Origin of the sequence: Streptomyces sp. CA-251387 (genome assembly GCF_050936625.1) — a bacterium.
Lineage (GTDB): Bacteria > Actinomycetota > Actinomycetes > Streptomycetales > Streptomycetaceae > Streptomyces.
The window spans coordinates 1,223,947-1,237,295 of sequence record NZ_JBNJMJ010000001.1; the positions used below are offsets into that span (position 1 = coordinate 1,223,947).

A 13,349-nucleotide genomic window follows, 5' to 3' on the forward strand; every position below is an offset into this window, starting at 1 on the left:
CACGCAACACGACGACGTCACACAGCCGAAACGGCAGGGTGCCCACGGCCGAGGCCCCGCCATGCCTCAGCAGGGAACCTCACATGCCGTACATCGCACGCGTCCGCAGCCGCGCGAGACGTCGGGCGGGCCGCCTCGCCTGGCTGGCCACCGCGTCGCTCTTCCTGGGCCTCGCCGCACCCATCGTCCCCGTGCAGGCGGCGGAGACGGCCGACTCCGCGGAGATCACCGACGGCCTGGCCCTCTGGTACAAGCTCGACGCCACCTCCGGCAGCACGGCGGCCGACGCTTCCGGCCACGGCCGGGACGGCACGGTCAACGGCGGCGCCGACTGGTCGGGTACCGGTCAGGGGCTCGCCTTCAACGGCTCGGACACCTACGTCAAGGTGCCGAACGACGTCATGAAGGGCATGGACGCGATCACCGTCTCGATGGACGTGCTGATCGACTCCGCGCAGACCACGCCGTACTTCATCTACGGCTTCGGCAACTCCAGCGGCAGCAACGGCAACGGCTACCTGTTCACCACCGGCAACTCCTTCCGCACCTCCATCGCCACCGGCAACTGGTCGACGGAGCAGACCACCAAGCCCGCCGACTCCCACAACCTGACGCGCGCCGTCTGGAAGCACCTCACCTACACGCAGGCCGCGGGCACCGGTGTGCTGTACGAGGACGGCGTGGAGGTCGGCCGCAACACCTCGGTCACCATCACCCCCGGCGCGATCGGCTCCGGCGCCACCACCGCCAACTACATCGGCAAGTCCGTCTACTCCGGCGACAAGCTCTTCAAGGGCCGTATCCGCGACTTCCGGGTATACGACCGCGCCCTCGCCGGCTCCGAGGTCGAGCAGCTCTCCCTCCCCGTCGCCACGCAGGGCGTCGCCGACGACAAGGCAGCGCTGAGCCTCGGTGACACCAGCGCCGTCACGGCCGACCTGGACCTGCCGAAGACCGGCACGGCCGGCGGCTCCACGATCAGCTGGGTCAGCGACACCCCGTCCGTGGTGTCCGACAGCGGCAGGGTGACCCGCCCCGCCGCCGGCGAACCGGACGCCCACGCCACGCTCACGGCGACCCTGAAGAAGGGCACCGTGACCGACACCAAGAGCTTCGACGTCACGGTCCTGCCCGACTTCGACGACAAGACCGCCACCGAGCAAGCCGCCGAGGCCCTCACCGTCCACAACCTCGACGACGTGCGCGGCAACCTCACCCTGCCCACCCAGGGTGACTACGGCACGGACGTCACCTGGTCCTCCGCCGATCCCGGCGTCATCTCCGCCGACGGCATCGTCCGCCGGCCCGCACACGGCGCCGGCGCCACCACCGTCGACCTGACCGCGACCGTCTCCAAGGGTGAGGCGAAGGCGACCCGCACCTTCACCGCGAAGGTGCCCGAACTCCCCGCCGAGCAGGCCCTCAAGGGCTACATGTTCAGCTACTTCACCGGCGAGGGCACGGCAGACGGCGAACAGCTCTACGCCGCCCTCAGCAAGGGCGACGACCCCTTGCACTGGCGGGAGTTGAACGACGGCAAGCCCGTCCTGACCTCCACGCTCGGCGAGAAGGGCCTGCGCGACCCGTTCATCATCCGCTCCCCCGAGGGCGACAAGTTCTACCAGATCGCCACCGACCTCAGGATCTACGGCAACGGCGACTGGGACGCCGCCCAGCGCACCGGCAGCAAGTCCGTCATGGTCTGGGAGTCCACCGACCTGGTGCACTGGACGAACCAGCGGCTGGTCAAGGTCTCCCCGGACAGCGCGGGCAACACCTGGGCCCCGGAGGCGTTCTACGACGCACAGCGCGGTGAGTACGTGGTCTTCTGGGCGTCGAAGCTGTACGACAACGAGGCGCACTCGGGCGACACGTACAACCGCATGATGTACGCGACCACCCGGGACTTCTACACCTTCAGCGAGCCCAAGGTCTGGATCGACCGTGGCTACTCGGTCATCGACTCCACGATGATCCGGCACGACGGGACGTACTTCCGCCTCTCCAAGGACGAGCGGAACAACACCTCCTCCACGCCCAACAGCAAGTTCATCTTCGAGGAGAAGAGCGACTCGATCCTGGGATCCTGGACCCCGGTCGCCGAGGGCATCGGCAAGGGCGCGATGAGCGCGGCCGAGGGGCCGCTGGTGTTCAAGTCGAACGCCGAGGACAAGTGGTACGCGTTCCTCGACGAGTTCGGCGGCCGCGGCTACATCCCCTTCGAGACGACGGACCTCGCCTCCGGCACCTGGACCCCGTCCGCCGGTTACGACCTGCCGGCCAAGCCCCGTCACGGGACGGTGCTCCCGGTCACCCAGGCCGAGTACGACCGGCTGCTGCGCGCCTACCAGCCGGACCAGTTGGTGGCGGGCGTCGAGGACGTGACGGTGAAGACGGGGATCGGCGAGGCCCCGATCCTCCCGGCGACCGTGATCGCCGAGTACGCGGACGGCGTCAAGCGTCCCGTCTCCGTGACCTGGGAGGACGTCCCGGCGTCGAAGTACGCGCAGGCCGGCACCTTCACCGTGACCGGCAGCCTGCCCGACGGCGCCGCGATCCCGGTGCGGGCCGAGGTCACCGTCTCGGAGGAAGGCGCGGACGTCCCGGCCGACCTGCTCCTGCAGTACGACTTCGACGAGACCGGGGGCAGCATCGCCCGCGACTCCAGTGGCCACGGCTACCACGGCACCTACGTCCGTACGCCCGACTTCGGCACCGGTGTCGACGGCGGCTCGTTCAAGATGTCCGGCGACTCCAGCTCGCCGTATGTGAAGATCCCGAACGGTGTGCTGAAGGACGCCGACAGTGTCACCGTCTCGACGTACGCCAAGTGGAAGGGCGGCGACAGCTTCCAGTGGCTGTTCGGCCTCGGGCCCGACAGCAACAAGTACCTGTTCGCCACTCCCTCCAACGGCGGCTCCAGCCTCTACTCGGCGATCACGAAGGCCAGTTGGTCGGCGGAGTCGAAGCTGACGGCGGGCTCCCCGCTCACGCCGGGCGAGTGGCAGCACGTAACCGTGACCCTCGACGGCTCGACCGGCACGATGGTCCTCTACGCCGACGGCATCGAGGCGGCGCGCACGACGACGACCATCAAGCCGTCCGAGCTGTACGACGCGAACAAGGACTACAGCGGCTACATCGGCCGCTCCCTGTACGCGGCTGACCCGTACTTCGGTGGCGAGGTCGACGACTTCCGCGTCTACGACCGGGCCCTCACAGCCGCGGAGGTCATGGAGCTCAGCGGCAACACCGCGGGCATCGCGAAGGCCAGCCACCCCGCGCTGAAGGTCGACGCGATCGTCGACAACGCCGACAGCAGGATCACCCTGCCGATGAAGGAGGGCACCGATCTCACCGCCCTCGCCCCGGAGTTCACCCTCGCCCACGGCGCGGCGATCAGCCCCGCCTCCGGCAGCGTGCAGGACTTCAGCAAGCCGGTGACGTACGAGGTGACCGGGTCCGACGGCAAGAAGCGCACCTGGACGGTCTCGGCGTTCGTCATGAGGAGTCCGGTCCTGCCGGGGCTCAACGCCGACCCGAACATCGTCCGCTTCGGCGACACCTTCTACCTCTACCCGACCACCGACGGCTTCGAGGGCTGGAGCGGTACGCAGTTCAAGGCGTACTCCTCCAAGGACCTGGTTCACTGGAAGGACCACGGTGTCATCCTCGACCTCGGACCGGACGTGTCCTGGGCGGACAGCAGGGCGTGGGCGCCGACGATCGCCGAGAAGGACGGGAAGTACTACTTCTACTTCTGCGCCGACGCCAACATCGGGGTCGCGGTGTCCGACTCGCCGACCGGGCCCTTCAAGGACGCGCTGGGCAAGCCGCTGCTCAAGGCGGCCCAGTTCAGCGGCCAGATGATCGACCCGGCGGTGTTCACGCACGACGACGGCCAGTCGTATCTCTACTGGGGCAACGGCCACGCGTATGTCGCCCCGCTGAACGACGACATGACCTCCATCGACACCTCGAAGGTCGGGGACATCACCCCGAGCGGCTACAACGAGGGCACCTTCGTCATCAAGCGCAAGGGCACCTACTACTTCATGTGGTCGGAGAACGACACCCGGGACGAGAACTACCGCGTCGCCTATGCCACCGGCCCCTCCCCCACCGGCCCGTGGACCAAGCACGGAGTGATCCTGGCGAAGGACCTCTCCCTCGGCATCAAGGGCCCCGGCCACCACTCGGTGGTCCACGTCCCGAAGACCGACGAGTGGTACATCGCCTACCACCGGTTCGCCATCCCCGGCGGTGACGGCACCCACCGTGAAACGACGGTGGACAAGCTGGAGTTCGACTCCGACGGCCTGATCAAGAAGGTCGCCCCGACCCTGACGAGCATCGACCCGATCGTCAACAGGAACCCGTCGATCGTCTCCGCCACCGGCCCGACGTCCCCCGTGCCGGCCGGCCGCGGCACCGCCGTCACGGCCGAGTTCCGGGACGCCGACGTCGGTGACACCCACAGCTGCCGGGTCGACTGGAAGGACGGCACCGAGCCGACAGCGGCCACGGTCGACGGCACCAGCTGCCGAGCCGAGCACAACTACGCCGAGCCCGGCATCCACCGCCCGGTCATCACCGTCACGGACAACGACGGCGGTTCGGACAGCACGACGCTCCCCGAGCTGATCGTCTACGACCGTGCCGCGGGCTCCGCGCTTGGCACCGGCCTGATCACGTCACCGGCCGGCGCCTATCCGGCGAAGCCGGGCCTGAACGGCAACGCGGTCTTCTCCTTCGCCGCGGCCTACCCGAAGGGAGCCGGCGTCCCCAGCGGAAAGGCGACCTTCGACTTCGGCGCGGCAAAGCTGAAGTTCCGTTCCACCGGCTCCGACTGGCTCGTGGTCACCGGATCCCGCGCCCTCTACCAGGGCTCCGGCACGGTCAACGGCAGCGGTGGCTACGGTTTCCGCATCACCGCCACCGACGGCCCGGACACCTTCCGTATCCGGATCTGGAAGAAGTCCACCGGTGACGTCGTCTATGACAACGTCACCGGCGCGAAGACGACGGGCGTCGTCAAGATCGGCACCGACCGGCGATGAACACCCGCGTGCCCTGGGCCGGTGCTACGACCTCGGACCGGCCCAGGGCACGCGCATGTCCGCACCACCTCTCGCCCCCACCGGTATCGGCCGCGTGCCGCTCCTGAAACCGCTCTGAAGCCGCGCCAAAGCCGGCCCCCCGCACGCTCTTGGGCATGAACTCACCACGGCAGCACACCGATCGGACACTCCCGGCCATCGAGGCGGCCGGGCTGCGGAAGGCGTACGGCGAGAAGGTCGTCCTCGACGGCATCGACCTGCGGGTGCCGCGCGGCACGATCTTCTCGCTGCTGGGTCCGAACGGGGCCGGCAAGACCACCACCGTCCAGATCCTCTCCACCCTGATCCGCGCCGACGGAGGCACCGCCCGCGTCGCGGGACACAAGCTGGCCGCCGAGCCGCAGTCCGTGCGGGCCGCGATCGGCGTCACCGGCCAGTTCTCCGCCGTCGACAACCTGATCACCGGCGAGGAGAACATGGCGCTGATGGCGGACCTGCACCATCTGGACCGCCGCGAGGGCAGGCGCGTCACCGCCGAGCTATTGGAGCGCTTCGACCTGGTGGACGCCGCGAAGAAGCCCGCCTCCACCTACTCCGGCGGCATACGGCGGCGCCTCGACATCGCGATGACGCTGGTCGGCTCCCCCGAGGTGATCTTCCTCGACGAGCCGACGACGGGGCTCGACCCGCGCTCCCGGCACGCCGTGTGGCAGATCGTGCGCGATCTCGTCGCCGGCGGGGTCACGGTCTTCCTGACCACCCAGTACCTGGAGGAGGCCGACCAGCTCGCCGACCGCATCGCGATGCTGAACGGCGGCCGGATCGTCGCCGAGGGCACACCGGACGAGCTCAAGCGGCTCGTGCCCGGCGGCCATGTCCGGCTCCGGTTCCTCGACCCGGCCGAACTCGCCCGCGCCGCCGAGGTGCTGGGCGTCGGCCCGCGGGACGACGAGGCGCTCACCCTCCAGGTCCCGGGCGACGGCAGCGTCCACACCCTGCGCGCCCTGCTGGACACCCTCGACGCCGCCTCCGTCGCCGTGGACTCCCTCACCGTCCACACCCCCGACCTCGACGACGTCTTCTTCGCGGTCACCGGCCGCCCCGAGCAGGAAAAGGTGCAGAGCCGATGACCACCGCCGTCCAGCCCGCCCCGCACGTCCGTGACTCGCTCACCATGCTGCGGCGCAACCTTCTGCACGCCCGCCGCTACCCCTCGATGACGCTCCAGGTCGCGCTCATCCCCGTCTTCCTGCTGCTCCTGTTCGTGTACGTCTTCGGCTCCGCGCTGGGCGCGGGAATCGGCCAGGGCGGCGACCGCACCGCCTACCTCACCTACCTCGTCCCCGGCATCCTGCTGATGACCGCCGGCGTCGGGGCCGTGCCGACGGCGGTCGCCGTGTGCACGGACATGACCGAGGGCATCGTCGCCCGCTTCCGCACGATGGCGATCTCCCGGGCGTCGATCCTGGTCGGCCATGTGGTCGGCAGCGTCATCCAGACGCTGATCACCCTGACCCTGGTGCTCTCCGTCGCCTTCGCCATCGGTTTCCGTCCCGGCGCGGGCCCTGTGGAGTGGCTGGCGGCCTGCGGACTGCTCGTCCTCTTCGTCCTCGCGCTGACCTGGTTCTCGGTCGCCCTGGGCCTGATCAGCAAGACGCCGGAGGGTGCCAGCAACGCCCCCCTGCCGATCTCGTTCCTGCTGCCCTTCGTCAGCAGCACCTTCGTACCGGTCGACTCGATGCCGTCCTGGATCCGCTGGTTCGCGGAGTACCAGCCGTTCACCACGGTCATCGAGACCGTGCGCGGACTGCTGACCGGCACGGGCGTCGGCCACAACGGCTGGATGGCCGTGGCGTGGTGTGTGGGGATCGCTGTCCTCGGCTTCGTGTGGTCGCTGCGCCTGTTCGACCGCGACATCCACTGACCGCCACTGAACATCACCACTGGAGAAGGACAGCAGCCATGGCAGCCGTGCACTTCACCCCCGATCTCGTCGAGAACCCCGTAGGCGCCTACGCCGGCCTCCGCTCCCGTCCCGGCCTCGGCCATGCCGTCCTGCCCGGCCTGAACACCCCGGTACGGCTGGTCACCCGGTACGAGGACGTGAAAGCCGCGCTGAGCGAGCCGCGCCTGGTCCGGGACCGGTCCTCCATCGACGGCTCCGACATGCCCGACCCGCAGACGGAGTTGCTGGCGCAGGGCGCCGACGGCCTCCCACCCGAGTACGCCCGGTACCTCTCCGGGCACCTGGCCCTCTTCGACGGCGACGAGCACACCCGCCGCCGCAGTCCCCTCACCCGCGCCTTCACCGCCCGCCGGGTGGCCGCCCTGCGCCCCTTCGTGGAGAAGACGGCACGGGAACTGGTCGAGACTCTCGCCGTGCGCGAACAGGCCGACCTGCTGGGCGAGTTCGCCTATCCGCTGAGCACGGCCGTCATCTGCGCACTGGTCGGCGTCGACGCGGCCGACCAGGACAAGGTCTGCGGGTGGATCCGCGAGTTCGCGTACGGCGACGGCGGCCGCGTCCTCGAAGGACTCGGCGGAATCGTCGAGTACACGAAGGACCTCGTGGCCCGGCGCCGTACCGCACCGGCCGACGACCTGGTGTCGGCGCTCCTCGCGGACGGCGGCATGACCGACGACGAGATCGTCACCGTCTTCTTCCTGCTCATCAACACCGGCATCACCCCGCCCGCCCTGTTCCTGGCCCACGCCGTGCTCGCCCTGCTGGACCACCCGGACCAACTCCAGCGGCTGCGCGCCCAGCCGGAGCTGCTCGGCCGGGCGGTCCCCGAACTCCTGCGGTACGTCACGCTGGTGCGCGTGGGCGCGACGCTGTACGCCACCGAGGACTTCGTGTTCGCCGGTACACGGCTGCGCAAGGGCGAGGCGGTGACGGTCGCCCTGTTCGGCGCCGACCACGACCCGGCGGCGTACGAAGCCCCCGAACGCCTTGACGTGACCCGGGAGTTCGGCCGCGGCGACGGTCATCTGGCCTTCGGGCACGGCCCGCACTACTGCATCGGCGCGGCCCTCGGCCGCCTGGTGACGGGCGTGGTGTTCGAGGAGCTTCTCGTACGACGGCCCACGGCACCGGAGTTGGCCGTGGACCGCGCCGATGTGCGGTTCGGGCACTGGCCCGGCGACGGTTTCCATCTGCTGGGCCTGCCGGTCAGGCTGTGAGTCTGTCCCGCGCCACGGCGAGGGCCGTCTCGCGCAGCCCCTCCACGTCCAGGGCGGCATACGTGGACACCGCGTCCTCGTAGGCCGCCCTGTCGGCGTGCTCGGCGGCCTCCCGGGCGCGGGCGGAGGACATCGTCGGCTGGAAGGTCCGCAGGTATCGCAGCCGCTCGGCGAGCGCGATCAGCCGTACGCCGCCCGGGTCCCCCTTCGCCAGATCGGCCGTGCCGAGCGCCAGCAGCAGCGCGCCGCACAGCGGGAACTCCGTCGGCGGGACGGCCGAGGAGCGGGCCAGCAGGGACTTGAGGCGGCCGGGGAAGGCGGCGAGGTGACGGTCGACGACGTCCGTGCGGCCGTGCCGGGCGTGCGCGATGACGGCGGCCGCCTGGAGCTCCGGCAGCCAGGTCGCCATCAGGTCCTCGCCGCCGGGGGTCACGCTCGCGCCGTGTTCCATCCGGTCCAGGGCCCTGCGCCACAGCCCCAGGCCCGTCTCGACGTCGCCGCGCGCGAGCGCCATCTCCGCGCGGGCGCCGAGGTCGGGGGTGAGCGGGTCGGACGCGGCGCCCTCCGGCTGGTGACGCAGCGCCTGCTCCAGCCAGTGTTCCGCCGCGTCGAGGTCGCCGGCCTGGAGGTGGGCCAGCATGACCCCCCAGCGCAGGCCGATCGAATCGGTCCACTCGCCCGACTCCTCCAGGGCCGCGAGCGCCTCCTTCATCGGGCCGATCGCCTCCGCGCCGCGCTCCAGCTGGAGGCAGAGTTCGGCGAACCGCGCCCCCGGCCAGATCCGCAGCAGCGGGCCGTTGTCGTCACCGGCCGTGTCGAGCATCCGGCGGGCGGCGGCGTAGGCGAGGTCCGGTTTCCGGTCGTACTCCCACACATAGCTGGCGACGCCGTTGGCGATGCATGCGACGAGCGGTGCGTCGCTGGCGCACAGCGCGTCGAGGACGCCACGGCCGCTGGGCGCGAGCGCCTCCGGCAGGGCGCTCAGCACCGTCGCCATGGCGCGGAGCAGGGTGTCCGGCGGGGCGGGCGGCAGCCGGCGCAGCGCCACGAGGGTGCGCGCGGCGCCGGGGCCGATGCCGAGGAGGGCGTTGGCGGTCAGCAGCGCGGTGGCGGTGCGGGCCGGTTCGACGTACTCGGGGCCGGGCCGGTAGCGCGAGAGCGGTACCGCGGTGTCCTCGGCCAGTGCTGCCAGCCGGGCGTAGTGGGCGCCGGCCTCGGTGCTCCACAGGCTTCCCAGCACGGCGGTGACCGGGGCGACGGTGTCCGGGTCCTCGCGGGCGAGTGCGAGCCGCAGCGCCTGGACGAGGTTGTCCTGCTCGGCGCGGACCAGGTGCCAGGAGGTGAAGGCGTCGGCGCCGAACGGGGCGTCGTGGTGGGCGACGCCGAACTCCCGCGCCCAGCGCAGGAACCGCTCCGTGACGGCCGCGTCCTCACCGGCCCGGTCCCGGTGGGCGGCGGCGAACTCCCGTACCGTCTCCAGCATCCGGAAGCGGGTGCCGTACGGCGTGTCGGTCACCTTGAGCAGGGACTGGTCGACGAGGTCCTCCAGAATCCCCAGCACGTCGTAGCCGCCTACGAGGTGTTCCGCGGCCTCCGTGGTGAAGCCCGCGGGGAGGACGGACAGGGCGCGCAGGGCGGACTGCCCCTGCTCGTCGAGGAGATTCCAGCTCCAGTCGACGACGGCGTGCAGGGTGCGGTGGCGCTGCGGCGCGTCCCGGGGGCCGCCTCTCAGCAGTGCGAACCTGTCCTCGAGACGGCCGGCGATCTCCGGCACCGACATCACCCGTACCCGGGCGGCGGCGAGTTCGGTGGCGAGGGGCAGTCCGTCGAGGCGGCGGCACAGGGCGGTCACGGCGTCGGCGGGCAGGTCGACGTCGGGGCGGGCGGCGCGGGCGCGCTGCTCGAACAGCTCGACGGTGGTGGTGAGGTCCAGCTCGGGCAAGGGGTAGACGGTCTCGGAGGACAGGCCGAGCGGGGCGCGGCTGGTGGTGAGGACGCGCAGGTCTTTCGTCCGCGAGACGAGTGCCTGCACGAGGTCGGCGACGCCTTGGACGACCTGCTCGCAGTTGTCCAGGACGAGCAGCGCGGGTCCGGAGCCCAGCGCGCCCACGATGCCGGTGATCACGTCACCTCCGGCGCCGAGGCGCGGACCGTCGCCGACGCCCAGCGCGGAGGCGACCTCCGCGGTGACGTCGGCGTCGTGACGCACGCCGGCGAGCGGCACCAGATGCACGACGCGCTGCTCGGCGTCCCGGGCGACCGCGCTCGCGAGCCGGGTCTTGCCGAGCCCGCCGGGTCCCACGACCGAGGTCACGCGGGCGCTGTGCAGCAGCCGTGTCACGGCGGCGACGTCGGCGTCCCGGCCGAGCAGCGGGTTGGGCTCGTGCGGCACCCCGCGCCGCACCACGGGTGCCTCGCCGCGCAGCAGTTCCTGGTGCAGCTCCTGGAGGGCGGGCCCGGGGTCGGTGCCGAGTTCGTCGCGCAGCCGGCGCCGGTGGGTGTCGTACGTGGCGAGGGCGGCGGCCGGACCTGCGGTGGCCGTCTGGCAGCGCATCAGCTCCAGGAGCAGTTCCTCGTCGCGGGGATGCAGGGCGGCCAGTTCGGTGAGCGGGTCGATGGCCTCCGCGCGGCGACCGAGGCGGGCCAGCGCGAGCGCACGGGAGCGGACCAGCACGCGGTACGTCACGGCCCGCTCGGCGCGCAGCTCGCCGACGGGGTCCCCGAGCGGGGCCGCTTCCCCGGCCGGGGCGCCGTCCCACAGCGCGAGCCCCTCCTCCGCCTCGGCGAGGGCGCCCGCGTGATCCCCCGCCCGTGACTTCTCGGCGCTCGCGGCGGCGAACAGCAGGACGGCACCGGCGTCGACCTGGTCCTCGCGCAGGGCGAGCCGGTAGCCGGCCGGGGTGCTGGCGATGACCTCGGCGCCGAGCTGCTTACGGGCCCGCGCCACCAGGATCTGCAGGGCCTTGGCGGGTTTCTCGGGCTGCTCGTCGGGCCACAGCCCGTCGACCAGCCGCCCGGCACCGCATCCGGACCGCAACTCCCCGGCCAGCAGCGCGAGCAGGGCGCGCAGCCTGGGGGCGGTGATCTCCTCGCCCCGGTGGGAGACGGACGTCAGCAGCGTCAACTCGATGGTCACCCCTGCAGGTTAGTCAGAACGGGTGGTCGGATCGGGTGCAACGCTCTCGCAACGTTGCCCGTGCTGTCCTTGCTCCCATGTATGAGGAGACCCCGCGCGTCGAACTCACCCCCGCCGCCGCCGACCTGCTGCGCCGCCTGCGCGCGACGCACGGCCCGCTGATGTTCCACCAGTCCGGCGGCTGCTGCGACGGCAGCGCGCCGATGTGCTACCCGGAGGGCGAGTTCCGCACGGGTGACGCGGACGTGCTGCTCGCGGAGCTGGACGTGGAGGGGGTGGCGGAGCCCGTGACCTTCTGGATGTCGCGCAGTCAGTACGAGGTGTGGAGCCACACCCGGCTGATCGTCGACGTCGTCGAGGGCCGGGGCAGCGGCTTCTCGCTGGAGGCGCCCGAGGGAGTGCGTTTCCTCACTCGTTCGCGGGTCGTCGGCGCCTAGCAACCCTGCAGGTCATCGCCGTCTGGTGCACTTCCCCCGAGTCCTGGGACATTTGACGAGACCTCAGGGGGAAACTGTGACGTGTCGTCAGAAACGGTTCGGAGCAGGCAGAGCGGCACTCACGCTGCTCACGGCACTCGGCGCGCTGGCCGGTGCGGCCCTGGTGGGGGCGGCACCGGCCGGCGCCGCGCAGGGGGACACCCGGATCGCGCCGGGCGTCCGGTACCGGGAGTTCGACATCGCGGCGGCGAAGGGCCCTGCGCACGCCCACGTGCTCACCGTGGACCTGCGCAATCCCCACGTCCGTCTCGACCTGCTGTATCCGGGGGCGGTGGCGCAGCGGGCGACCGTCTCGCAGCTGGCCACCACGCAGGGTGCCGTGGCGGGTGTGAACGGCGACTTCTTCAACATCAGTGAGACGCAGCACCCGGGCGTCGAGGCCACCGGTGCGAGCGTGGGACCGGCCGTCGCGAGCGGCCGGGCGCTGAAGGCGGCGGTGCCCGACGGCCAGCGTTTCGGACCGGCGCTGCCGCCGGGCACGAGTACCGAGGACGTGATCGGCGTGGGCGTCGACCGCCGCGCCCGGATGGACGACCTCAGCCTTGCCGGCTCGATCCGTACGCCCGAGGGCCGGCTGCCGCTGCGCGGGCTCAACCAGTACGCCCTGCCGGTGGGCTCCATCGGGGCGTTCACCGCCGCCTGGGGCAGCGCCTCCCGGGTGCGCGCCACGTGCGGCACCGACACGGACCGGGCGGCTCCGTGCAGCACCGACACCTACGAGGTGACGGTCCGCCGCGGCCGGGTGGTGTCGACCGCCGACGTTCCCGGGAGCGGGCCGATCGCCCCGGACACGACCGTGCTCGTGGGCCGGGAGGCGGGCGCGCAGCAGCTGCGGAAGTTCTTCGCGGGCGAGGGGGTGTCGGTACGGCACCGGCTGGTGGCGTCGGCCTCCCGGATCCCGTACCGGTTCGCCCTCGGCGGTTATCCGGTGCTCGACGACGGACGGCCGCTGCCCGGCCTGGACGACAGAACCTCGGCCGTGCGCACCGCTGTCGGCATCGCGGACGGCGGCCGGCGCCTGCTGCTGTTCGCCCTGGACGGCGCGCGCGAGTACCGCTCGGGACTCACCATCGCGGAAGTGGCCTCGGTCATGCGCGAGTTGGGCTCGGTGGACGCCTTCAGCCTGGACGGCGGCGGTTCGTCGACCCTGGTCGCCCGCGCGCCGGGAGCGTCGGCGGTCTCCGTACTGAACCACCCGTCCGACGGGCGGGAGCGCCCCGTCCCCAACGGCATCGGGGTCTTCTCGACGCCCTGACGGTCACGGCCTGAGGCTGCTGACGATGTCCGCCGTGGCCGTCAGACCGCTGTTGATGGTGGGCGCCATGCTGGTGCTGGCCAGGTAGAAGCCGAGCAGCAGGCACACCAGCGCGTGGGTGACCTTCAGCCCGCCGTTGCGTACGAAGATCACCGCCAGGATGAACAGCAGCAGCACCACAGAGATGGAAATGGCCATCGTCAACCTCCTCCGCCACG

The 13,349-nt window shown here is 71.4% G+C and carries 8 protein-coding genes; 6 read left to right on the top strand and 2 right to left on the bottom strand.

All coding sequences use genetic code 11. From position 1 onward, the window contains the following. Positions 1-83: 83 nt before the first annotated feature. From ACQEV2_RS05325 to ACQEV2_RS05340, 4 genes are all read left to right on the top strand, one after another. Positions 84-5,060, top strand: a complete 4,977-nt coding sequence (locus tag ACQEV2_RS05325; protein WP_433037040.1) for a family 43 glycosylhydrolase — start codon at positions 84-86, stop codon at positions 5,058-5,060. 155 nt (positions 5,061-5,215) lie between these two features. Next, on the top strand, positions 5,216-6,190 hold the full coding sequence (locus ACQEV2_RS05330) for an ATP-binding cassette domain-containing protein (protein ID WP_433037042.1): 975 nt from the start codon (positions 5,216-5,218) through the stop codon (positions 6,188-6,190). Then, entirely contained in the window at positions 6,187-6,984 is a 798-nt protein-coding gene (locus tag ACQEV2_RS05335; RefSeq protein ID WP_433037044.1) for an ABC transporter permease, read from the top strand. Before ACQEV2_RS05330 ends, ACQEV2_RS05335 begins: the two co-directional genes overlap by 4 nt. Positions 6,985-7,022: 38 nt before the next feature. Then, on the top strand, positions 7,023-8,243 hold the full coding sequence (locus ACQEV2_RS05340) for a cytochrome P450 (protein WP_433037046.1): 1,221 nt from the start codon (positions 7,023-7,025) through the stop codon (positions 8,241-8,243). On the opposite strand, the gene ACQEV2_RS05345 is transcribed toward ACQEV2_RS05340, so the two are convergent. Further along, entirely contained in the window at positions 8,233-11,379 is a 3,147-nt protein-coding gene (locus ACQEV2_RS05345) for an ATP-binding protein (RefSeq protein ID WP_433037048.1), read from the bottom strand. The two genes, ACQEV2_RS05340 and ACQEV2_RS05345, sit on opposite strands and share 11 nt — an antisense overlap. Before the next feature lie 77 nt (positions 11,380-11,456). On the opposite strand from ACQEV2_RS05345, the gene ACQEV2_RS05350 reads away from it, so the two are divergent. After that, positions 11,457-11,816 carry a DUF779 domain-containing protein gene (locus ACQEV2_RS05350; protein ID WP_433037050.1) on the top strand — a complete coding sequence of 120 codons (360 nt, stop codon included), beginning with the start codon at positions 11,457-11,459 and terminating at the stop codon, positions 11,814-11,816. Between the two features lie 76 nt (positions 11,817-11,892). Beyond that, positions 11,893-13,131, top strand: a complete 1,239-nt coding sequence (locus tag ACQEV2_RS05355; protein ID WP_433037052.1) for a phosphodiester glycosidase family protein — start codon at positions 11,893-11,895, stop codon at positions 13,129-13,131. Positions 13,132-13,134: 3 nt separating this feature from the next. Here the strand turns inward: ACQEV2_RS05355 and ACQEV2_RS05360 are convergent, their stop codons facing one another. Beyond that, on the bottom strand, positions 13,135-13,329 hold the full coding sequence (locus ACQEV2_RS05360; protein ID WP_217213809.1) for a hypothetical protein: 195 nt from the start codon (positions 13,327-13,329) through the stop codon (positions 13,135-13,137). Positions 13,330-13,349 lie beyond the last annotated feature (20 nt).